The organism is Aeromonas veronii bv. veronii, from assembly GCF_000820225.1.
GTDB lineage: Bacteria > Pseudomonadota > Gammaproteobacteria > Enterobacterales > Aeromonadaceae > Aeromonas > Aeromonas veronii.
Genome location: NZ_CDDK01000043.1, coordinates 77,386 through 98,445 on the forward strand (window position 1 = coordinate 77,386; position 21,060 = coordinate 98,445).

20 protein-coding genes and 1 other RNA gene are annotated in these 21,060 nt (G+C 60.3%); 4 read left to right on the forward strand and 17 right to left on the reverse strand.

Features of this window, described 5'->3' with window-relative positions:
- Window positions 1–34: 34 nt before the first annotated feature.
- The 15 genes from ftsA to rsmI form a co-directional block, all read right to left on the reverse strand.
- The gene (gene ftsA, locus BN1139_RS18575) at window positions 35–1,294 is read right to left on the reverse strand and encodes a cell division protein FtsA (protein ID WP_005336148.1); all 1,260 of its coding nucleotides are present in this window, start codon (window positions 1,292–1,294) and stop codon (window positions 35–37) included.
- Complete coding sequence (locus tag BN1139_RS18580; protein WP_005336149.1) at window positions 1,275–2,027, reverse strand: cell division protein FtsQ/DivIB; 753 nt, start codon at window positions 2,025–2,027, stop codon at window positions 1,275–1,277. Before BN1139_RS18580 ends, ftsA begins: the two co-directional genes overlap by 20 nt.
- Before the next feature lie 97 nt (window positions 2,028–2,124).
- Complete coding sequence (gene murC / locus BN1139_RS18585; protein ID WP_005355108.1) at window positions 2,125–3,579, reverse strand: UDP-N-acetylmuramate--L-alanine ligase; 1,455 nt, start codon at window positions 3,577–3,579, stop codon at window positions 2,125–2,127.
- A 111-nt stretch (window positions 3,580–3,690) separates the two neighbouring features.
- A complete protein-coding gene (gene murG / locus BN1139_RS18590) occupies window positions 3,691–4,773 on the reverse strand; it encodes an undecaprenyldiphospho-muramoylpentapeptide beta-N-acetylglucosaminyltransferase (RefSeq protein ID WP_013723410.1) in 1,083 nt (360 codons plus the stop codon).
- Window positions 4,773–5,954: a cell division protein FtsW gene (ftsW, locus tag BN1139_RS18595; RefSeq protein ID WP_005336154.1), complete on the reverse strand. Its 1,182-nt coding sequence runs from the start codon at window positions 5,952–5,954 to the stop codon at window positions 4,773–4,775. The genes murG and ftsW overlap by 1 nt, the downstream gene beginning before the upstream one ends.
- Window positions 5,951–7,234 (reverse strand): UDP-N-acetylmuramoyl-L-alanine--D-glutamate ligase, encoded by a 1,284-nt coding sequence (gene murD / locus BN1139_RS18600; protein ID WP_013723409.1) that lies wholly within the window; start codon window positions 7,232–7,234, stop codon window positions 5,951–5,953. The genes ftsW and murD overlap by 4 nt, the downstream gene beginning before the upstream one ends.
- Window positions 7,235–7,238: 4 nt before the next feature.
- Entirely contained in the window at window positions 7,239–8,321 is a 1,083-nt protein-coding gene (gene mraY, locus BN1139_RS18605; protein ID WP_005356635.1) for a phospho-N-acetylmuramoyl-pentapeptide-transferase, read from the reverse strand.
- Window positions 8,315–9,670, reverse strand: a complete 1,356-nt coding sequence (locus tag BN1139_RS18610) for a UDP-N-acetylmuramoyl-tripeptide--D-alanyl-D-alanine ligase (RefSeq protein ID WP_013723408.1) — start codon at window positions 9,668–9,670, stop codon at window positions 8,315–8,317. The genes mraY and BN1139_RS18610 overlap by 7 nt, the downstream gene beginning before the upstream one ends.
- Entirely contained in the window at window positions 9,667–11,199 is a 1,533-nt protein-coding gene (gene murE / locus BN1139_RS18615; protein ID WP_041980836.1) for a UDP-N-acetylmuramoyl-L-alanyl-D-glutamate--2,6-diaminopimelate ligase, read from the reverse strand. Before murE ends, BN1139_RS18610 begins: the two co-directional genes overlap by 4 nt.
- Window positions 11,132–12,886 carry a peptidoglycan glycosyltransferase FtsI gene (locus tag BN1139_RS18620; protein WP_005336163.1) on the reverse strand — a complete coding sequence of 585 codons (1,755 nt, stop codon included), beginning with the start codon at window positions 12,884–12,886 and terminating at the stop codon, window positions 11,132–11,134. The genes murE and BN1139_RS18620 overlap by 68 nt, the downstream gene beginning before the upstream one ends.
- A complete protein-coding gene (gene ftsL, locus BN1139_RS18625; protein ID WP_005336166.1) occupies window positions 12,883–13,197 on the reverse strand; it encodes a cell division protein FtsL in 315 nt (104 codons plus the stop codon). Before ftsL ends, BN1139_RS18620 begins: the two co-directional genes overlap by 4 nt.
- A 3-nt stretch (window positions 13,198–13,200) precedes the next feature.
- Window positions 13,201–14,139, reverse strand: a complete 939-nt coding sequence (rsmH, locus tag BN1139_RS18630; protein ID WP_005336168.1) for a 16S rRNA (cytosine(1402)-N(4))-methyltransferase RsmH — start codon at window positions 14,137–14,139, stop codon at window positions 13,201–13,203.
- Complete coding sequence (gene mraZ / locus BN1139_RS18635; protein ID WP_013723406.1) at window positions 14,140–14,598, reverse strand: division/cell wall cluster transcriptional repressor MraZ; 459 nt, start codon at window positions 14,596–14,598, stop codon at window positions 14,140–14,142.
- Between the two features lie 442 nt (window positions 14,599–15,040).
- Window positions 15,041–15,427, reverse strand: an RNA gene (gene rnpB / locus BN1139_RS20660) — RNase P RNA component class A.
- 157 nt (window positions 15,428–15,584) lie between these two features.
- The gene (rsmI, locus tag BN1139_RS18640) at window positions 15,585–16,418 is read right to left on the reverse strand and encodes a 16S rRNA (cytidine(1402)-2'-O)-methyltransferase (protein WP_005355125.1); all 834 of its coding nucleotides are present in this window, start codon (window positions 16,416–16,418) and stop codon (window positions 15,585–15,587) included.
- A 199-nt stretch (window positions 16,419–16,617) separates the two neighbouring features.
- Between rsmI and BN1139_RS18645 the strand changes: the two genes are divergently transcribed.
- From BN1139_RS18645 to dolP, 4 genes are read left to right on the forward strand one after another with little or no spacing between them, the layout of a single operon-like run.
- Entirely contained in the window at window positions 16,618–18,405 is a 1,788-nt protein-coding gene (locus BN1139_RS18645) for a penicillin-binding protein activator (protein WP_005355126.1), read from the forward strand.
- On the forward strand, window positions 18,347–18,718 hold the full coding sequence (locus tag BN1139_RS18650; protein ID WP_005355127.1) for a YraN family protein: 372 nt from the start codon (window positions 18,347–18,349) through the stop codon (window positions 18,716–18,718). The genes BN1139_RS18645 and BN1139_RS18650 overlap by 59 nt, the downstream gene beginning before the upstream one ends.
- Window positions 18,719–18,727: 9 nt before the next feature.
- On the forward strand, window positions 18,728–19,318 hold the full coding sequence (locus BN1139_RS18655; protein ID WP_005336275.1) for a D-sedoheptulose-7-phosphate isomerase: 591 nt from the start codon (window positions 18,728–18,730) through the stop codon (window positions 19,316–19,318).
- Window positions 19,319–19,322: 4 nt separating this feature from the next.
- Window positions 19,323–19,901 (forward strand): division/outer membrane stress-associated lipid-binding lipoprotein, encoded by a 579-nt coding sequence (dolP, locus tag BN1139_RS18660; RefSeq protein WP_005336277.1) that lies wholly within the window; start codon window positions 19,323–19,325, stop codon window positions 19,899–19,901.
- 44 nt (window positions 19,902–19,945) lie between these two features.
- Here the strand turns inward: dolP and BN1139_RS18665 are convergent, their stop codons facing one another.
- A complete protein-coding gene (locus tag BN1139_RS18665) occupies window positions 19,946–20,371 on the reverse strand; it encodes a ClpXP protease specificity-enhancing factor (RefSeq protein ID WP_005336278.1) in 426 nt (141 codons plus the stop codon).
- The gene (gene sspA / locus BN1139_RS18670) at window positions 20,368–20,997 is read right to left on the reverse strand and encodes a stringent starvation protein SspA (RefSeq protein ID WP_005336279.1); all 630 of its coding nucleotides are present in this window, start codon (window positions 20,995–20,997) and stop codon (window positions 20,368–20,370) included. Before sspA ends, BN1139_RS18665 begins: the two co-directional genes overlap by 4 nt.
- Window positions 20,998–21,060: the final 63 nt, after the last annotated feature.

Here is a 21,060-nt window from a genome sequence, read left to right on the forward strand (position 1 = left end):
CTCTCCGCTTTATTTGCCTGACTCAGCAAAATTCTTAGAACTCGCCACGCAGCCAGTTGCTAACCCGTTTGACCAGGCCACCGACGCTTGCCTTGGCGGCATATTCTTTGTTGCTACCTGTGGCTTGATGGGTGCGGCCATATTGCAGCAACCCGACCGCAGTCGAGTACACCGGTGCCTGCACGTAATCACTCAAACCACGTATGTTCATGGGCTCTCCCACCCGGACCTGGCTCTGGAAGATCTGCTCTGCACACTCCACAATGCCTTCAATCTGGGCAGCGCCGCCGGTCAAGACCACACCGGCTGCCAGCTGATGCTTGACCCCCTGCGCTTTCAACTCGCTTTGTACCCGCACCAGCTCATCATTCACCATGGAGAGCAACTCGGTGTAACGGGGCTCAATCACTTCAGCCAGTGTCTGCCGTTGCAGGCTGCGCGCCGGACGACCGCCGACACTGGGTACTTCAATATTGTCTTCCTTGCTGACCAGACGACCGAGGGCGCAACCGTAGCGCACCTTGATCGCTTCCGCGTCGAGCGGCGGCGTGCCGAAGGCGTAGGCGATGTCGCTGGTCACAGTGCTGCCAGCGTACGGGATCACCTTGGTGTGGCGCAGGGCACCGCCGGTAAACAGCGACATATCCATGGTGCCGCCACCTATGTCCACCACGCAGACACCCAGCTCTTTCTCGTCTTCGGTCAACACGGCATAACTGGAGGCCAGCGCGGAGAAGATCAGTTGATCCACGCGCAAGCCGACCTTCTCCACACATTTCTCAATGTTGCGAGCCATGTCGTTGTGGCAGGTGATCAGGTGAACCTTGGCTGCCATCCGCACACCGGAGAGGCCAACCGGATTCTTGATCCCTTCCTGATAATCGATGGCAAACTCCTGAGGCAGCACATGCAGCACTCGCAGCTCATCGGAGAGGCGAACCGACTTGGCGGTGTGGATCACGTTGTCCACATCCTCCTGGGTCACCTCTTCATCGGAGATGGGCACCATACCGGTCTCGTTGCGGCAGTCGATATGCTTGCCGGACAACCCCAGATAGACCGAGCTGATCTGGCAATCTGCCATCATCTCGGCCTCTTCCACCGCGCGGCGCAGTGACTTGACCACGGAGTCGAGGTCATTGACCCCGCCCTTCTCCATTCCGCGAGAAGCGTGACTGCCCATACCGATGACGTTCAGTTCACCGTCCGGCAATACTTCCCCGACCAGAACCGCCACCTTGGTTGTGCCGATATCCAGTCCGACAATCAAATTCCTATCTGCGGTGTTGGTCATGCACTTTCTCTTCGCTCTTCTTCCAGCCAACTGCCATTCCGGTGTCATATCGAAGATCCACGTAGGCGACTTGCGCACGGGGTTCGATAACCGGGAAGGCATCGATAAACCGCTGCAGCCGGAGCGCAATGTCATTGCGTCCCAGGAACAGCTTGATATTGCCATCCAGGGTCAGTTCCCAGGCATGGCGGGGGGTCAGATTCACCCCCAGCAACTTGTATCCCTTGGCAGCCAGTTGCGACTCGTACTGCCGACTCTCTTTCAACACCCGGGCGGCCTGGTCATCCGGCCCTGACAGCTGCAACAGCGGCGTCTTGACCCGATCCGGGGCACTGAATACCTTGCCCTTGGTGTTGACGAAGCGGTTGCCATTCCAGCGCGCCGCCACATCTTGTTCCGTGAGGTAGATCTTGATCTTGTTCGGCCACTTCTTTCGTACCGAGACCGAGGCCACCCATGGCAGGGCATTGAGCCGTGCCTGCAATTCGTTGACGTCCAATTCGAAGAAGTTGCGCAGCTCGGCGCCATCCAGCACGGCCATCCGCAGCTCTTCGGTTTGCAAATACTGGTGTTGCCCCTGCAGCAACAGCTCGCTCATGGGCAACCGGTTGGCATCTGTCAGCCAACCTTTAACATCCAGCGCCGTCCGGTAGCAGCCCCATATCACCAGCAGGAAAAACGCTACCCCTGCGATGAAGCCACCCTTGGTGCGCCCCTGTGCCCTTGCCTCCACCCAATCGATCCCCGTGTAACGCGCTAAACCGGCCTTTGACAGACCGGTTCGCCATTATATAGGCCCCGGCTTGGCGGTCAAAATACTCATTGGGCCCTCAGGCGCCAGATTTCATGCTATCTATGCTCAATTTCATCTCTCCGAGACGACGGGCCAGTGCCCCGACGTTCCCGGCGCCTTGAGTCAGCACCAAATCCCCCTCGCCGATCAGGTCGGCCAGCACGGCTGGCACGTCATCCGGTGTAGCGACGAAGATGGGTTCCAGGTTGCCACGCGAGCGAATGGAGCGGCACAGTGCCCGTCCATCAGCGCCCGGGATCGGCTCCTCACCGGCAGCATAAACCTCCAGCATCACCAGCACGTCTACCTTGGAGAGCACATCGGCGAAGTCCTCGTAGAGGTCGCGGGTGCGGGTATAACGGTGCGGCTGGAACACCATCACCAGACGCTTCTCGGGCCAACCGGCACGGGCGGCGTTGATGGTGACCTTCACTTCGCTCGGGTGGTGACCGTAATCGTCCACCAGCATCGCCTTGCCGCGACCGGTTTCAAACTCGCCATACTGCTGGAAGCGACGACCGACCCCTTCAAATTTGGCCAGTGCAGAGATGATGGCCTCGTCGCTGACACCGTCCTCTGTCGCGACAGCTATCGCCGCTGCGGCGTTCAATGCGTTGTGAATACCCGGCAAATTGAGGGTCACCAGCAGCTCACCCGCCTCTTTGCGGCGAACACGGAAGCAGCTGTGGTTGGTGGTCTGGACAAAATCCAGCACCTGCACATCGGCATCGTCAGAGAGACCGTAGGTCAAGGTCGGACGGGCAATCTCGGGCAACATGCCACGGATCACCGGATCATCGATGCAGACCACCGCCAGTCCGTAGAAGGGCAGATTGTGCAGAAACTCGATGAAGGTGGCCTTCAGCTTGGAGAAGTCACCGCCGTAGGTGTCCATGTGATCCGCTTCGATGTTGGTCACGATAGAGACCATCGGCTGCAGATGCAGGAAAGAGGCGTCGCTCTCGTCCGCCTCGGCAATCAGGTAGCGGCTGCTGCCCAGCCGGGCATTGGTACCGGCACTGTTGAGCAGGCCACCGATGACGAAGGTCGGGTCGCGGTCGGCTTCGGCATAGATGCTCGCCACCAGACTGGTGGTGGTGGTCTTGCCGTGGGTACCGGCGATGGCGATACCGTGGCGGAAACGCATCAGCTCGGCCAGCATCTCGGCGCGGCGCACCACCGGGATCCGCAGTTCACGGGCAGCCAGCAGCTCCGGGTTGTCCTGCTTGATGGCGGTAGAGACCACCACCACACTGGCACCCTCGACATGCTCGGCACTGTGGCCGACGAAGATGTGCGCGCCCAGTCCGGCCAACCGCTCGGTCACGGCGTTGCGAGTCAGATCAGAACCCGTTACCTGATACCCTTCGTTGGCAAGCACTTCGGCGATCCCGCCCATACCGGCACCACCGATGCCGATAAAGTGGATGCGACGCACGCGGCGCATTTCGGGGATCACAGTACGCAGTTTTGCCAGTTCAACCTTGGTCATAATCGTCTCTTTAGTCTGCCGCAGGCCATGTGCCGTCAAAGCGCAGCTGCACAGCGGCATCAATACATACAGGTACAAGGCTGCACGGTGTCACCGCTGCAACCTTGCTCATCAATCTTTACCACGCTGCCCGGTTGCGAGCTGTTTGCACTCATCCGCAACCCGCTCGGCCGCATCCGTGATGGCGACGCGGCGAGCCGCTTTCGCCATGTTAAACAGGGTCTCCCGGCGACCTGCCAGCCAGGTCAGGCGAGCCGCCAGTGAGGCTGTGTTCAGCTCGGACTGGGGCAGAAACTCGGCCGCTCCGCCGTCGACCAGTGTCAGGGCGTTACGGGTCTGGTGATCATCCACCGCATGGGGCAGCGGCACGAAAATGGCAGCCACACCTGCTGCAGCCACTTCGGAAACAGTCAGGGCACCGGCACGGCAGACCACCAGGTCGGCCCAGGCGTAGGCGCTGGCCATATCCTTGATAAATTCGCTCACCTCGGCAGTGATGCCGTGCTGGGCATAGGCAGCAGAGACAGTCTCGGCATTGCCCTTGCCACACTGGTGACGCACTTCAATGGGCACGCCGGATGCCGCCACCGCAGCAGGTACCTGCTCGTTGAGCACCCGCGCCCCCAGACTTCCGCCCACTATCAGAAGGTGCAACGGCTCGGCTCCGCTGCGCAGTTGTGGATCCGGCAGGGCGACCACTTCGGGACGCACCGGATTGCCCACCACGGCGGTACGACGGCTCGGCGCGAAGGCGCCCGGAAATGCCATCAAGACCCGCCTGGCGATACGGGCCAGCAGCTTGTTGGTCATGCCGGCAGCAGCATTCTGCTCATGGAGCAGCAGCGGGATGCCGGAGAACCAGGCCGCCACGCCACCCGGGCCGGAGGCAAAACCGCCCATGCCGAGCACCACATCAGGACGAACGGTCTTGAGCACCTGACGCGCCTGCAGGATCGATTTGACGATGCGATAGGGCGCCACCAGCAGTCGTTTGATGCCGTTGCCACGTACTCCCTGAATATCGATGAAGGAGATGGGATAACCGTGGGCGGGTACCAGTTCCGCCTCCATCCGGTCGGCAGTGCCGAGCCAGTGGACAGTCCAGCCCTGGGCCTTCAGGCGATCGGCCACGGCCAGACCGGGGAACACATGCCCACCGGTACCACCTGCCATCACCAACAGAGTCTTGCTCACTAAACCTCCCGCACGCGCGCCTGGGCTGTCGCCTGACGCAACTCAAAATCGATTCGAATCAACATGCTCACCGCCACCGACATGATGATGAGACTGGAACCACCGTAACTGACCAGCGGCAGGGTCAAGCCCTTGGTCGGCATCATACCGCTGGCCGCGCCAACGTTGACGAAGGTCTGGAAGCTGAACCAGATGCCAATGCCGATGGCCAGATAACCGTCATAGAGCCGCTCGGCCACCAGCGCGCGATGCCCCAGCTTGAGCGCCTTGACCGCCAACGCAAAAATCAGGAACAGGGCGCCCAGCACCCCGACGTAACCCAGCTCTTCACCGAGGATCGCAAACACGAAGTCGGTGTGCGCTTCCGGCAGGTACTCCATCTTCTGGATGGAGTTGCCAAGCCCTTCGCCAAACCAGCTGCCACGGCCAAACGCCATCAGCGACTGGGTCAACTGGTAGCCGCTGCCGAACGGATCGGCCCAGGGATCCATAAAGGAGGTCACCCGCCGCATCCGGTAGGGCTCGACGATGATCAGCATCACCACAGAGCCGAGACCCGCGCCGATCAGGGTCAAAAACTGTCCCAGTCGGGCTCCGGCCAGAAACAGCATGCCAAACGAAGTAACGAACATCACCACGGTGGAACCCAGGTCAGGCTGCAACAGCAGCAAGACCGCCAGCACCCCGAACACCGCCAGCGGTTTCAGGAAGCCGATCCAGGCTTCACGCACTTCGCTCTGGCGCCGCACCAGATAACCGGCCAGATAGACAAACAGCGCCAGCTTGCCAAACTCGGCAGGCTGCAGGTTGAAGGGGCCGAGCGGCAACCAGCGCACCGCACCGTTGACGTTTCGGCCCACCAGCAGCACCAGCACCAGCATCAAGATCGCCAGCAGCAGCATGGGGCCGTTGTGCTGTTGCCAGCGCGCCATCGGCACCTGCAACACAAACCAGGAGATACCGAGCGCCATCACCAGAAACAGGGCGTGACGCTTCACAAACATGAAGGGGTCATCCCCCAGCGCAATCCCTTCGGGGATCGACGCCGAGGCCACGATGACCACCCCGACCGCCATCAGGGAGAGCGCCAGCAGTACCAGCTGCCGATCGTAGAGACCGGCAGGACGCGCCGGTAACAACCAGCGCTGGAACAGACCTGCTGCTGCGCGAAGGGCGTTCATAGTGCCAGCACCATCTCGGTGAAACGATCGCCGCGCACCTCGAACGACTTGAACTGATCTAGGCTGGCACAGGCTGGCGCCAGCAGCACCCAGTCACCGGGCTTGGCATCGACCGCCGCGTTGGCAACCGCAGCGGCCAGGTCGGCCACCCGTTCGGTCTGCTCGCCCAGTGCCAGCAGCACCTCGGCATCCTGACCGAAGCAGTACATGTGATCGATCTGGTTGCCCAGCAGCGCCTGGATCGGGCCAAAATCCTGCCCCTTGCCCTGACCACCGGCCAGCAACAGCAGGCGCCCCTTGACCGACTCGCGCACACCGGCAACGGCAGCCAGTGTGGCTCCCACGTTGGTGGCCTTGGAGTCGTTGATCCAGCGCACCCCGTTCACCTCGCGCACGAAACGGGCACGATGGGGCAAGCCCTCGAAACGACGCAGCACGGTAAGCTGAGCCGCACGGGGAATGCCGACCGCATCGCACAGCGCCATGGCGGCCAGCGCGTTGGCCTGATTATGGGCACCGACGATCTTCATCTCGTCTACCGCCAGCAGTGGTTCACCGTGCAGGGTCAACCAGTGGCGGCCATCCAGCAGGCAACGGCCATAGCCATTGCAGTCGAGACCAAAGCTCTGCCACACCTGACCCACATCAGGCAGGGTCTGGGCATCGTCACGATTGACCAGAATGTGTTTGGAGTGCTGATGGATCTCCATCTTGGCGGCGCGATAGTCGGCCATGCCCTGATAACGATCCATGTGATCTTCTGAGAGGTTCAGCACCACGGAGGCGGCAGCACGCAAACTGTGAGTAGTTTCCAGCTGGAAGCTGGAGAGCTCCAGCACGCAGAGATCCATCGGCTGCTTGAGCAGCTCCAGCGCAGGCGTGCCGATATTGCCGCCCACGCCGACATTGAGACCGGCTTCGGCAATCATCTCGCCCACCAGGGTGGTGACGGTGCTCTTGCCGTTCGAGCCGGTGATGGCGATGACCGGAGTCTGGGTTTCGCGCACAAACAGCTCGATATCACCGACGATCTGCACGCCACACTCGGCAGCCGCTTTCAGTTCGGGGGTCGCCAGCGCGATACCCGGGCTCGCGACGATCATGTGCGCCTGCTTGAGCAGCGCCTCGTCGAGCCCGTGAATGAGCTCTACCTCAGGCGGCAGTTGATCCTTGCCGGGCGGGTTGGCACGGGTATCCATCACCAATGGCGTCACGCCACGGCCGAGGAAGTAATCGACACAGGAGAGTCCGGTTTTGCCCAATCCGATGATGATGACCATGGCCTTACCTCACCTTCAGGGTGGCAAGACCCAGCAGCACCAGCACGAGGGTGATGATCCAGAAGCGCACGATGACGCGCGGCTCCGGCCAGCCCTTCTTCTCGTAGTGGTGATGGATCGGCGCCATGCGGAAGATCCGCACGCCGCGCAGCTTGTATGAACCCACCTGCAGGATCACCGAGACGGTCTCCATCACGAAGACGCCGCCCATGATCACCAGCAGGAACTCCTGACGGACCAACACGGCGATGGTGCCGAGCGCGCCGCCCAGCGCCAGGGAACCAACGTCCCCCATAAAGACCTGCGCCGGATAGGTATTGAACCAGAGGAAACCCAGACCCGCCCCGACAATGGCGGTACAGACGATCACCAGCTCGGAGGTATAGGGCACGTAGGGAATGTGCAGGTAGCTGGCAAAGTTGACGTTACCGGTAGCCCAGGCGATCAGGGCAAAGCCCCCCGCCACCATCACGGTCGGCATGATGGCCAGGCCATCGAGACCGTCGGTCAGGTTGACCGCATTGGAGGTACCGACGATGACAAAGTAGGTCAGCACGATAAACATCAGGCCAAGCTGCGGCATCACATCCTTGAGGAAAGGCACCACCAGCTGGGTCTGCCCCTCATGGGTTGCGGTCGCATAGAGGAACACCGCCACCGCCAGCGCTACCGCGGATTGCCAGAAATACTTCCAGCGTGCGATCAGGCCGTCGGTGTTCTTGCGCACCACCTTGAGGTAGTCATCGGCAAAGCCGATGGCGCCATAGGCTCCCAGCACAAACAGCACCAGCCAGACATAGGGGTTGTCGAGGCGGCACCAGAGCAGCACAGACGTGAAAATCGCAGCAATAATCATCAGGCCACCCATGGTCGGGGTGCCCCGCTTGCTGAGGTGGGACTCGGGACCGTCGTTGCGGATCACCTGACCAAACTTCAGGATCTGCAGGCGACGTATCAGGCGTGGCCCCATCCAGAGGGCAACCCCCAGTCCGGTGATGATCGACAGGATGGCGCGAAACGTCAGGTAGGAGAAGACGTTGAAGAAGGTGAAGTGCGGGGTGAGCAGTTCGGCCAGCCAGACTAGCATGTGGCTGACTCCTGATGGCCTTTGACCATCTCGACGATATCTTCCATGCGGGAGCCACGGGCCCCCTTGACCAGAATCGAAATTTCCTGATGTGTATTTATCATTTGCGCAAGCACTTCAAACAACGACGCCTTGTTATCGAAATGTCGGCCAGCCGCGGCATCTGCGGTGTGGCGACTCTCTTCCCCCACTGTCAGCACGGCATCCAGACCGCGCTCGCGGGCATGACGGCCAACCCGGGCGTGTTGCTCGGCAGACTCCTCACCCAGTTCCCGCATATCACCGAACACCAGCACCTTGAAGCCGCCCATGGCGGTCAGGGCATCGATGCCCGCCAGCACGGACTCCACACTGGCATTGTAGGTATCATCCACCAGAGTCAGACCACCCCAGCGCTGGACGCAGAAGCGCCCCTTGACCGGTGCCATCTGTTCCAGCCCCGCCTTGACGGAGCCGAGGGATGCGCCGAGGGCCAGGCAGCCCGCGGCAGCAGCCAGTGCGTTGGCCACGTTGTGGCGACCCGGGATCGCCAGAGTCAGGCTCAGCTCGCCCTGCGGGGTCACCATCACGAACTCGGCGCAGCCTCGCTCGTTGAGCACAAGGTTGCGCGCATGGAACGGTTGGCTCTGACCTTCGATGGAGAAGGCGCACTGAATGCCGCGTTCCCGCCACTTCGGCCAGAATTCATTGTCGGCGTTGACGATGGCGGTGCCACCCTCGCTCAGCCCCTCAAAGATTTCGCTCTTGGCGTGGAACACCCCTTCCAGCGAGCCGAAGCCCTCCAGATGGGCCGCCGCCACGTTGTTGATGATGGCGGCATCGGGTTTGGCCAGTGAAGTAGTCCAGGCGATTTCGCCCGGATGGTTGGCACCCAGCTCCATCACCGCAAACTTGTGTTGCGGTTCGAGGCGCAGCAGGGTGAGCGGCACGCCCACCTCGTTGTTGAAGTTGCCAGCGGTGGCCAGCACTTCCCCTTCGTTGCGCAGGATGGCGGTTGCCATCTCCTTCACCGTGGTCTTGCCGCAGCTGCCGGTAATGGCCAGCACTTTCGGGTTGATGCGCTCGCGTACCAGCTTGCCGAGTCGGCCCAGTCCTTTCAGACTGTCGGTCACCACCAGCTGGGGGATGGCCAGCGGCAGCTCACGCTCGACCAGCAGGGCAGAGGCCCCTGCCTGAACGGCCTGCTCGCAAAAATCGTGGGCATCGAAGCGCTCGCCGCGCAGAGCAACGAACAGGGCACCCGCGCCCAGAGTGCGGGTGTCGGTACTGACGACGGTGATCTCGCCGTCGTCACCAATCAGACGGGCATCGAGTACCTGAGCCAGCTCGGCAAGCCTGAGGGTCATCATTTGAATGACTCCAATAATGTGTGCAAGGCGGCCGCAACGGTTTCCCGGTCGCTGTAGTGCCGCTTGTCGGTTCCAATGATCTGATAATCCTCGTGACCCTTACCGGCCACCAGGATGATGTCCTGTTTGCTCGCCTGACCGATGGCCAGCGCAATCGCCTTGACCCGGTCATGCTCCACCTGCACCGCAGCAGGATCGCGAAGACCCGCCACCATGTCGGCCATGATCCGGGCCGGCTCCTCGGTACGGGGATTGTCGTCGGTCAGGATCACGCGATCCGCATACTGCTCGGCCATGGCGGCCATCATGGGGCGCTTGCCGCGATCGCGGTCGCCACCACAACCGATCAGGCACCAGAGCTGGCCTGTGCAGTGCACCCGCAGGGCCTGCAATGCCTTCTCCAGCGCATCCGGGGTGTGGGCGTAATCGACCACCGCCAGCGGCGTATCGCCACCGCCGAAACACTCCATGCGACCGGTCACTGGCTGCAATTTCGGGGCAGTTGCCAGCAGCTCGTTGAAGTCGTAACCAAGCACCAGCATCACGCCCATCGCGGCCAGCACATTGCTGACGTTGAAGCGCCCGAGCAAGGGGGCGGATAATACACCATTCCCCCAGCTTGAGTTAATCTGCGCGCGAAAACCTTGCTGGTGAAAATCAAGCTGCTGCGCCGTTAATTGACGGCCAGAATGGTGTTCAATCGGGCCATTAACGCTGAACGCCACCGCTGCCGGGTACTTTTCGAGCCACTTGGCACCCAGCTCGTCATCGCGGTTGATCACTGCATTCGACTCATCGACCAGTTGCAGCAACTGCTCTTTGGCCGCGCCATAGGCTTCCATGGTGCCGTGGTAGTCGAGGTGATCCCGGCTCAGGTTGGTGAAAACGGCAGCGGCAAACGGCAGTGCGGCAACACGATGCTGCACCAGACCATGGCTGGAGACCTCCATAGCCACCAGATCCGCCCCCTGCGCTTGCAGCGCAGCCAGATTGGCTTGCACCTGAACGGCACTGCCGGTGGTATTTTCCGCTTCGATCAAATTGCCAAACAGGCCGTTGCCGATGGTGCCCATCACACCCGCCTTGCCACCCAGCAGGGTGCGCCAGTTGGCGACCAGCAGTGCTGTAGTGCTCTTGCCGTTGGTGCCGGTGATCCCGACCAGATCCAATTTTTGGGCTGGCTGATCGTAGAAATAGCCCGCAAGAGCAGAGAGGTGAGCGGGCAGATCCCGCATCCCGATACAGGGAACCGGAGTCGATGGCGGGATAAATTCACCATCCTCCTCAAACACAACAGCGGTCGCTCCCTGAGCCACCGCCTGTTCGATAAACCGTCTGCCATCCACCTGATGACCACGAATGGCCACGAAAAGCGAGCCGGGGCCAACCCGCCGACTATCCAGCTGGATATCGGTCAGGGTGAGCGCCGGCGCCTGGATACCGAAGGGGCGCAGTAATGCATCAAGTGCGCGGGACAAGAGAAGCCTCCGTACGGGCAAGTTTGGTGGGCACCGCTGGCGGCACCGCATCGGGACGAATATTGAAGAGCTGCAGCACCCCGCCCATGGCCTCTGCAAACGGTGGGGTCGCCACGGCGCCGCCATAATAGGCGCTGCCTTTTGGCTCGTTGATCACCACCACCATGACGAAACGGGGATCACTGGCGGGTGCGAAACCGGCAAACCAGGCCATGTAATCCTTGCCATAGCCACCGGCGACGGCGACCTTGGCGGTACCACTCTTGCCACCGACCCGATAGCCCGGGATCTTGGCTTTTGGAATGGCGTTGTCGACCACATACTCCAGCGCCTGCAACATGGCAGCGGCGTTGTTGTGATCGATAACCTGCTCACCCTTGGGCGGCGTAGTCACCTTGACGATGGAGAGCGGCACCCGTTTGCCCTTGTTGGCCAGGGTGGCGTAGGCGGAAGCCAGCTGCAGCGGGGTGACTCGCAGACCATAACCGAACGAGAGGGTTGCTCGCTCGATATCGGACCAGCGACGACGCTGGGGCAGCATGCCGCTGCTCTCGCCCATCAGCCCGCTGCCGGTATCCATGCCGAAACCGAACATGCTGAGGGTATTGATCATCTCCTGCGCCGGCATCCGCAGCGCGATACGCGACATACCGATGTTGGAGGAGTAACGCAGGATATCGTAGAGGTTGGTCGCCTTGTGGATACTAACGTCCTTGATCTGCTTGGCACCGATAAAGAGCGGACCACCGGGAATGAAATCTTTCCAGCTGGTGACACCTGCCTGCAAGGCGCTGAGCAAAATCAATGGCTTGACGGTCGAACCCGGCTCGTAGGTATCAGTCACCACCCGGTTGCGTACCCGGAAGCTCTGATACTGGCCGCGGTTGTTCGGGTTATAGGAGGGGGTGTTGACCATGGCGAGCACTTCACCGGTCTTGATATCCAGCATCACCATGGAGCCGGAGGTCGCCTTGTTCTCGTCGGTTGCCCGCTTGAGGGCTCGGTAGGCCAGAGCCTGCACCCGCTGATCGATACTGAGCTGCAGATCGTTGGCGTTCTTGCCCTCTTTGACGATGCCAAGCCGCTCGATGACGCGCCCCTGACGATCCTTGCGCACCCGCATTTCGCCGGGTGTCGCCGTCAGCCACTCGTTGTAGCTGCGCTCGATCCCTTCAATACCGCTGCCATCGATGTTGGTTACCCCCACCAGATGGGCGCTGATCTCGCCGGTCGGGTAGAAGCGGCGTGCTTCGGGGCGCAGGTAGACGCCCCCCAGCTTGAGCCCCTTGATATATTCCGCCACCGCAGGAGTAACCTGACGCTGCAGATAGACGAAGCGTTTGCTGGGGTTGGCGATGCGGTGTTTGAGGGTATTGATGTCGAGCTTGAGCACGGCGGAGAGCGCCAGCCAGGCGCGCTCATTATTGATGGCACCAGATTCATGCACCGTCTTGGGATCGGCCCAGACAGCTTCGACCGGCACAGAAACCGCCAGCTGCTCGCCGTTGCGATCGGTGATCATGCCGCGCACCGCCTGGGTAGAGGTGGTACGCAGGGAACGCATATCCCCTTCCTGACGCAGACGATCCGGATTGATCACCTGGATCCAGGCCAGACGCAGGATCAGACCCACAAACGCGATGCCGATAAACACCGCAAGCGTGCGAAAGCGCCACGGATAGATCGATGGCGCTTTGACATTCGCTTTGGCAGCTTTGGCTGTAGCCTTGCGTTTCATGGTTGGGTAATTACCTTCTCGGTGGTCACCAGCGGACGACCCATCTGCAACTTGTCCATCGCCAGACTCGCTACCCGGGAGTGTTCAGCCAGGGTGCCCTGCTCCAGCAGCAGGTGGCGCCATTCGATATTGAGGCGATCCTCTTCTGCCATCAGATCGTTCTGCTTGGCCGTCAGACCACGGGTCATGTTGGTCACCAGGATCACGGCAAACGCGGTCACCAGCACGGCGACCGACAGAAAAATCTGCAGCTTGTGCCGCCAGAGATCGGCAACGATCTCCTTGGCCAGATGAACACGCACTTCGCTCATCGCTTACTCCGCCAACCGTTCGGCAACCCGCAGCACCGAGCTGCGTGACCGGCTGTTTTCAGATACTTCATGATCAGAAGGCTTGAGTGCCTTGCCGACCGACTTCAATTTGCGACCGCCAGCCAGCTGGGCCTCGGTCAACGGAATGCCGTAAGGCACTTCCGGCCCCTTCTCGTGCTTGCGGATGAAATGCTTTACCAAGCGGTCTTCCAGCGAATGGAAGCTGATCACTGACAGACGGCCATGTGGTGCCAGCACCTCCAGCGCACCGTTGAGTGCGGTTTCGATCTCGTCCAGCTCGCTGTTGATATAGATGCGAATGGCCTGGAAACTGCGGGTTGCCGCATGCTTGCCCTTCTCCTTGCTCGGATTGACCCGGGCAATCATCTCCGCCAGTTGACGGGTACGCACATAAGGCTCGGTCACACGGTCATGCACGATGGCGCGGGCGATCTTCTTGGCAAAACGCTCCTCACCGAAGGTCTTCAGCACCCAGGCGATGTCATCCACATCGGCCTTGGCCAGCCACTCGGCGGCGCTCTGACCGGAGGTGGGGTCCATCCGCATATCGAGCGGACCATCTTTCATAAAGCTGAAGCCGCGCTCGGCATCATCCAGCTGGGGTGAAGAGACCCCCAGATCCAGCAGGAAGCCATCCACCTTGCCCAGCAAACCGCGCTCATCCAGATAGGAGGCGATGCCGGAGAAGGGGCCGTGCACGATTTCGAAGCGGGGATCCTGGATCTTGGCCGCTTCGGCGATCGCCTGGGGATCGCGGTCGATGGCGATCAGGCGGCCATTGGGGCCAAGGTGCTGCAGGATCAGACGAGAATGACCACCACGGCCAAAAGTACCGTCGACGTAGACACCGTCCGGCTTGATGGCCAGACCTTCAACGGCTTCGTGCAGCAGCACTGTGATGTGTTCAGCGGCTTGGGTCATTTATAAAGAGAAATCCTGTAGTCGTGGTGAGCTTGCCCAATCGTCCCCGGGCAGACCCAAGATGTCGTCATTGACCTGTTGTTGCCAGCGGGCTTCATCCCACAGCTCAAACTTGTTGAGCTGGCCCACCAGCATGATTTTCTTGTCCAGCCCCGCATGGTTGCGCAGTGGCTGGCTGAGCAGCAGACGGCCATTGCCATCCAGCTCGCATTCGGTTGCATGTCCCAGCAGCAGTCGCTGCAAGCGGCGCTCTTGCGGATTCATGCTGGAGAGAGTCTTGAGCTTGCGCTCGACCTCTTCCCATTCATTCAGGGGATAAAGCAGCAAACAGGGATGGGCAATATCGATGGTGCAGACCAGCTGGCCGTCGCTTTCATCGCGCAGCCAATCACGGAATTTGGTCGGAATTGCCAGCCGCCCTTTACTGTCCAGGCTGATGGCATGAGCGCCACGCAACAAATTGCAGTCCCTGAAGGTGAGTGAGCAGGCAGATTGCCCCTCTAAAAACCACTTTGATCCACTTTTCCCCACCTTGAAGTTTAAGGACGTGCAGGGGGCTTTTCAAGCAAGGAGATGGGACAGAGGGAACATATTGACGCAGCAATTGCATGCTGCGGATTGAGTAGGTTGATTTTCCACAAGTTATTTGGCGTTAAACTCTGGTGATTAATTGAAATAAGTGAATGAACTGAGAACACACACAATATGCGGGTGCGAACAACCATCCCGGGTTCTATCACCATCTATCGCTGCCATCGTGCCAAATACGAAACTATTCGATTGATTTAAAACATATAATTTCATTCAAAATGACAAGGCCGAGAATATCCTGCCAACGAAGCCATATTTTCTCATGCATAAAAAAGAGCCCCGCGATAAATCGCGGGGCTCTTCGGAATGAGGTCGGAGTCGGCCTGTAAGCCGGGTTCTGTACCGGGTTGCCCCGGGTAGCAATCATTCCTCTAGGCCAGCAATCGCTCGCTGGCTCAAGCAACCTACCCGCCCCCAACGCGGGCCGCGCCAATAGGGGCCTATTTGGTCTTGCTTCGGGTGGAGTTTACCGTGCCACGAACTGTTGCCAGTCGCGCGGTGCGCTCTTACCGCACCCTTTCACCCTTACCTGATCCCTTGCGGGCCATCGGCGGTCTGCTCTCTGTTGCACTGGTCGTAGGCTCACGCCCCCCAGGCGTTACCTGGCACCCTGCCCTGTGAAGCCCGGACTTTCCTCCCCTCCGCCCGTCTGTCCCGAGGGACACAACGACGAAGCAGCGATTGCCCAGCCAACTCCGAGGCGCGGATTATAGCCTTGCGATACGCACGGGGTAAACCGGCAATTCCCGTTTACAGCCATTTATCGCGCTTTGGCCATCGTTTACAGACTGAATGCTCGCCGGTTCGGGGGATTGCACAGGTCAGAAAAAAGTCTACTGGCCTATTTCATCGGCTCAATAGTGCTCGAGACCGTATTTGTAGAGGGCATTCTTCTTCACACCGTGGATCTCGGCGGTCAGGGCGGCCGCTTTTTTCAGTGGCAACTCGGCCACCAGCAGACCCAGAGTACGGATCGCCTCGGCTGGCAGATCCTCTTCTTCTTTGGCGGCGCCAGCCACGACCAGCACGATCTCGCCGCGGCAGCGGTTGTCATCCTCACCAAGCCAGGTCAGCATTTCGGACGCTGGCAGACCGTGGATCGACTCGAAGGTCTTGGTCAGCTCGCGGCACACCACCACCTGACGCTCACCGAGAATGCGAGCAATCGCTTCCACTGTATCCTGCACACGGCGCGGGGATTCGTAGAACACCAGCGAGCGGGTGTCTTCAATAACGGCTTGCAGGCGATCGTCACGTCCCTTGCTCTTGGCGGGCAGGAAGCCCTCAAAGGCAAAGCGATCGGTGGGCAGACCGGCCGCGCTCAGGGCGGTGATGGCGGCACAGGGACCGGGCAGCGGCACCACCTTGACCCCGGCTTCACGACAGCGGGTGACCAAGTGATAACCGGGGTCGCTGATGAGCGGGGTGCCGGCATCGGAGACCAGCGCAACACTCTTGCCCTCTTTGATCCGGCCGATCAGCACATCGGCTTTCTGCTGCTCGTTGTGATCGTGCAGGGCGAAGGTCGGCACCGAGATTTGGTAGTGGCTGAGCAGGATACCGGTATGACGGGTATCTTCGGCTGCCACCAGATCGACACTGCGTAAAATGTCCAATGCACGCTGGGTGATGTCCGTCAGATTGCCGATCGGAGTGGGGACTATATACAGGGTTGGGATGTCACTCATGGGATCTCCGAGTGCCCCGACAATTGTGTCGCCATATTGGCCCGTTTACACTATGGGGAACTTCAACACTGGTCGGGGAATGAACTTGAACCGGGTTACAAAGCAGCTAAGTGTATCACGACTCTTCGGCATCATACTCGCGGCAGTACTGCTCGCCGCCTGTGCGTCGGAGCCCAATCAACCGTCAGGGCAGTCAGGCATGCCCTCAGCGTTCTCCAATCTGACCAAGAATGCCCAGTGGTATCTTGAGCAGGTGGACCCGGCCAAGCCGGCCGAAGCCTTTACTTGGCAGATGCTGGCGGCACGCAGCTATCTGGCGCTGGGCCAGGCCAAACCGGCCTCGGCACTGTTCCAGCAATTGCAGAAGCAGGCCAAGGATCCCGTTCAGAAGGCGCAGTTGCAACTGCTGCAAGCCCATCTGTTGCTGGCGCAAGGCCACGCCAATCAGGCGCTGATCCTGCTGGAAGGCAAACCCGAGGTGGTGCTGGATGCCGATACCCAAAAGGATTGGTATCGCCAGCGCGTCGTGCTGCAGCTCGACATCAACAACAAGTTTGGCGCAGCCAAGTCGTTGATTGCACTGGAGCCCTACCTCAATCAGAGCGAGCAGGCGACCAACCATCAGCAAATCTGGTCGTTGCTCAAAAGCATGACCCCTTCCACCCTGCAAGCGCTGGAAGAGGCACCTGCCCCTGATGTGACCACCGGCTGGTTGCGACTGGCGGCACTGGTCAACGAGTTTGGCGCCCAGCCGAACCTGCTGGCCCGCCAGCTGGCAGGCTGGAAGCGCGACTTCCCCAACCATCCGGCCCAGAAAGATATGCCGGCAGGATTGGGTGATCTCGCCGCAACTGCCAGCACCTCGGTGCAACAGATCGCTGTGCTGCTGCCCCTCTCCGGTAATCTGGAGCCGCAGGGCGCTGCCATCCGTAACGGTATGCTGATGTCTTATAAGGAAAATCAGGGGCAATTCACCCTGAACTTCTACGACACCCAGAGCAAGTCGACCGGCGATCTTTATAAGCAGGCGATTCAGGAAGGGGCAGACATGATCATCGGCCCGCTGCTGAAAGATCGGGTCGAGGAGCTGCTCAAGGCCAATCCGACCGTACCGGTACTGGCGCTCAACGAGCTGGACAAGCCGGTCGTCAACGACACCACCTACTACTTCTCCCTCTCTGCAGCCGCAGATGCCGCGCAGGCAGCCCAATACCTCTACACCCAGGGCTACCGCAAACCGCTGCTGATCGCCGCCCAGGGTCGGATCGGTTACAGCAGTATCAAGGCGTTCGAGCAGAGCTGGGCTACCCTGAGCCAGGATAAGCCGGTCGTTGCCACCTTCGGTGCCCGCAACGAAGTACAGGGGATGGTCAAGAATGCCCTGAGCGGCCGCTCTACCGCCCGTGCTGGCGAGGTAGTGCAACTCTCTGATGCCGCACCGCGCAGCATCGATGCCGTTTATGTGGTGGCCAACAGCCTGGAAACCCGGATGATCAAGCCCTACGTGGATGTCTCGGTCAATCCGATGGGAAGCCTGCCCATCTATACCAGCTCCCGTGGCTACGACAGCGCAGCCACCGAGGTCGCCTCCGAGCTCAACGGCATGCATATCGCCGATATGCCGCTGCTGCTGGGTGGCTACGAGAAACAGCGCGAGCAGATCGCCCTACTCTGGCCGCAGACCCAGGGTGACCTGCTGCGTCTGTTTGCCATGGGCTACGATGCCGTCAGCCTGGCTGAGAACCTGCAGCAGATGCGCAAGGTGGGTGGCATGCAGCAGGCCGGCATGAGCGGTCAGCTGAGCGTGGATGCCCAGGGCAATATCGTGCGGATGCTGAGCTGGGGTACTTACCAGAACGGCAAACTGGTCGACGAGAACGCCGTTCAGCAACTGGAGGAGCCCTCCAATGAAGGAACTATGGAAACGGATGCGCCAGCAGTTGCCGAGCCTGTTCCCCTCACCAACGAGCAAGGGACAGCACTTTGAACAAGTCGCTGAACGCTGGTTGCAGGCTAGGGGCCTGCAACCGGTAGCTCGCAACTACCGCTGTCGTGGCGGTGAAATAGATCTCATCATGCACCAGGGCCAGACCCTGGTGTTTGTTGAGGTGCGCTACCGGGCCACCGGCAGCCATGGCGGGGCCGCCAGCTCGGTCACCCGCAGCAAACAGCACAAGATCATGCTGGCAGCGCGCCACTATTTGAAGCAACATGCCATCAACGAGGCCAATCAGGCCTGCCGATTCGATGTGATTGCGTTCGAGGGCGACCAGCCAGCCTGGATCCAGAACGCATTTTAAGAGGACCCTATGACTGACCGCATCAAAGAGAACTACACCGAAAGCATCCAGACCAAGATAGCCGCCGCCGAGGCGCTGCCGGATGCCATCCATACTGCAGCCCAGATGATCACCATCTGCCTGCTCAATGGCCACAAGGTGCTGGCATGCGGTAACGGTCCTTCTGCCGCACTGGCGCAACTGTTCATCTCCGAGCTGGTCAACTGCTACGAGACCCAGCGCCCCTCCCTGCCCGGCATGGCCCTGACCCCGGACATGGCGACCATCAGCGCCATCGCCACCGATCACGGTTTTGAAGAGGTCTACGCCAAGCAGATCCGCGCGCTGGGCCAGCCTGGCGACATTCTGGTGGTCATCACCACCTCCGGCCACAGCCGCAGCCTGATCAAGGCCGCCGAGGCTGCCCTCTCCCGCGACATGACCATAGTGGTGCTGAGCGGGGGTGACGGTGGCGAAATGGCAGGTCTGCTCGGCCCGAACGATGTGGAGATCCGTGTTCCCTCCGCCCGTCGCCCTCGCATTCTGGAAGTGAACCTGTTGACCCTGCACTGCCTGTGTGATCTCATCGACCAGACTCTTTTCCCGCAACAGGAAGATTGAAACCATGAAAAAGCATACTATCCTGCTCGGTCTGCTGGTTAGCACCCTGCTGCTGCAAGGCTGCGCAGCTCTGGTTGTTGGCGGCGCCGCAGGGACTGCCAAGGCCTCTGGCGATCGCCGAACGCTGGGCGCGCAATGGGATGACCAGACCATCGAGTTGAAAGCGGCCAATCTGCTGGCCGACAACAAGCCGCTCAGCGCAGCCAGCAAGATCAGCGTCTACAGCAACAATGGCCGCGTCCTGCTGGTCGGACAGACACCTTCTGACGTTTACAAGATTGAGGCGGGCAAAATTGTCAGTCGCATCGAAGGGGTTCGCCACGTCTACAACGAATTGCGCATCGGCCAACCTGCCAGTTTCACCACTCGCAGCAATGACTCCTGGATCACCTCCAAGGTGAAAGCCGACATGTTCGGCACCAAGAACTTCGACAGCACCAAGGTCAAGGTGGTCACCGAGAACGGCGAGGTATTCCTGATTGGTCTGGTGACTCGCCAGGAGGGAGAGCAGGCAGTCAACATCGCCCGCCATGTCACCGGCGTGAAGCGCGTGATCAAGGCCTTCGAATTCGCCCAGAACTAAGCTCGACCGCACATAAAAAAACGCAGCCAATCGGCTGCGTTTTTTTATTTGATCACCTTCAGGGTCGGACGACCGCTTGGACGCGGCGGTTCCGGCTCAGGCTCCACCGGCGCTTCAGCCTGCTCCAGCCAGATATCGTAACCCGGCTCGGGCGGGAACATGGTGCCCACGCCGTTCTCCCGGGCATGGATAGCCAGTACGGCTGCCATCGGGATATAGACCTGCTGGGAGACCCCGCCAAAGCGGGCACTGAAGCTGATAGCCTCGTTATCCATGTGAAATTGCATCACGGCTCGGGGTGCGATATTCAGTACAATTTGCCCGTCCTGAGCAAACTGCATCGGCACCATCACATGGGGAATGTTGACATTGACCACCAGATGAGGGGTCAGATCGTTGTCCAGCAACCAGTCAAAGAACGCCCGTAACAAGTACGGGCGGCTCGGTGTCATTGTCGGTTCCATGCTCATACGCCAGCACGGATCTCGCGTTCGGCTTCGGTCAGGGAAGCCTGGAAGGACTCACGCTCGAACAGACGAACCATGTAAGCCTTCAGCTCTTTGGCGCCACGACCGGTCAGGTCGATGCCAAGGCTCGGCAGACGCCACAGCAGCGGTGCCATGTAGCAATCCACCAGACCGAACTCTTCGCTCATGAAATAGGGCATTTCACCGAAGATCGGCGCGATGGCAAGCAGGTTGTCACGCAGTTCGTTGCGTGCCGCTTCAGCATCGGTACCGGCCATGATCTTGTCGGCCAGGGAGTACCAGTCCAGCTCGATGCGGTGCATCATCAGACGGCTGTTACCGCGGGCAACCGGGTAAACAGGCATCAGGGGCGGATGCGGGAAGCGCTCGTCCAGATACTCCATGATGATGCGCGAGGTGTAGAGTGCCAGCTCACGATCAACCAGGGTCGGTACAGAGTTGTACGGGTTCAGCTCGGCCAGCTCATCCGGCAGATTGGCTGGATCAACCTGGCAGATATCTACGCTAACACCCTTCTCCGCCAGGACAATACGCACCTGATGGCTGAACATATCGTTGGCACCGGAAAACAGCGTCATTACCGAACGCTTATTGGCAGCTACAGCCATTGAACCCTCCCGTCATTAAAAAGCAGAAACGGCAATGAAGCATCTTGGTCTTCATTGCCGTGC

Bases quoted from the DNA above. Each gene is read 5' to 3' on its own strand.
- ftsA (WP_005336148.1), bottom strand. From the start codon at position 1,294: ATGACCAACACCGCAGATAGGAATTTGATTGTCGGACTGGATATCGGC.
- murC (WP_005355108.1), bottom strand. From the start codon at position 3,579: ATGACCAAGGTTGAACTGGCAAAACTGCGTACTGTGATCCCCGAAATG.
- ftsW (WP_005336154.1), bottom strand. From the start codon at position 5,954: ATGAACGCCCTTCGCGCAGCAGCAGGTCTGTTCCAGCGCTGGTTGTTA.
- murD (WP_013723409.1), bottom strand. From the start codon at position 7,234: ATGGTCATCATCATCGGATTGGGCAAAACCGGACTCTCCTGTGTCGAT.
- mraY (WP_005356635.1), bottom strand. From the start codon at position 8,321: ATGCTAGTCTGGCTGGCCGAACTGCTCACCCCGCACTTCACCTTCTTC.
- BN1139_RS18610 (WP_013723408.1), bottom strand. From the start codon at position 9,670: ATGATGACCCTCAGGCTTGCCGAGCTGGCTCAGGTACTCGATGCCCGT.
- murE (WP_041980836.1), bottom strand. From the start codon at position 11,199: ATGCGGTGCCGCCAGCGGTGCCCACCAAACTTGCCCGTACGGAGGCTT.
- BN1139_RS18620 (WP_005336163.1), bottom strand. From the start codon at position 12,886: ATGAAACGCAAGGCTACAGCCAAAGCTGCCAAAGCGAATGTCAAAGCG.
- ftsL (WP_005336166.1), bottom strand. From the start codon at position 13,197: ATGAGCGAAGTGCGTGTTCATCTGGCCAAGGAGATCGTTGCCGATCTC.
- rsmH (WP_005336168.1), bottom strand. From the start codon at position 14,139: ATGACCCAAGCCGCTGAACACATCACAGTGCTGCTGCACGAAGCCGTT.
- rsmI (WP_005355125.1), bottom strand. From the start codon at position 16,418: ATGAGTGACATCCCAACCCTGTATATAGTCCCCACTCCGATCGGCAAT.
- BN1139_RS18645 (WP_005355126.1), top strand. From the start codon at position 16,618: ATGCCCTCAGCGTTCTCCAATCTGACCAAGAATGCCCAGTGGTATCTT.
- BN1139_RS18650 (WP_005355127.1), top strand. From the start codon at position 18,347: ATGCGCCAGCAGTTGCCGAGCCTGTTCCCCTCACCAACGAGCAAGGGA.
- BN1139_RS18655 (WP_005336275.1), top strand. From the start codon at position 18,728: ATGACTGACCGCATCAAAGAGAACTACACCGAAAGCATCCAGACCAAG.
- dolP (WP_005336277.1), top strand. From the start codon at position 19,323: ATGAAAAAGCATACTATCCTGCTCGGTCTGCTGGTTAGCACCCTGCTG.
- BN1139_RS18665 (WP_005336278.1), bottom strand. From the start codon at position 20,371: ATGAGCATGGAACCGACAATGACACCGAGCCGCCCGTACTTGTTACGG.
- sspA (WP_005336279.1), bottom strand. From the start codon at position 20,997: ATGGCTGTAGCTGCCAATAAGCGTTCGGTAATGACGCTGTTTTCCGGT.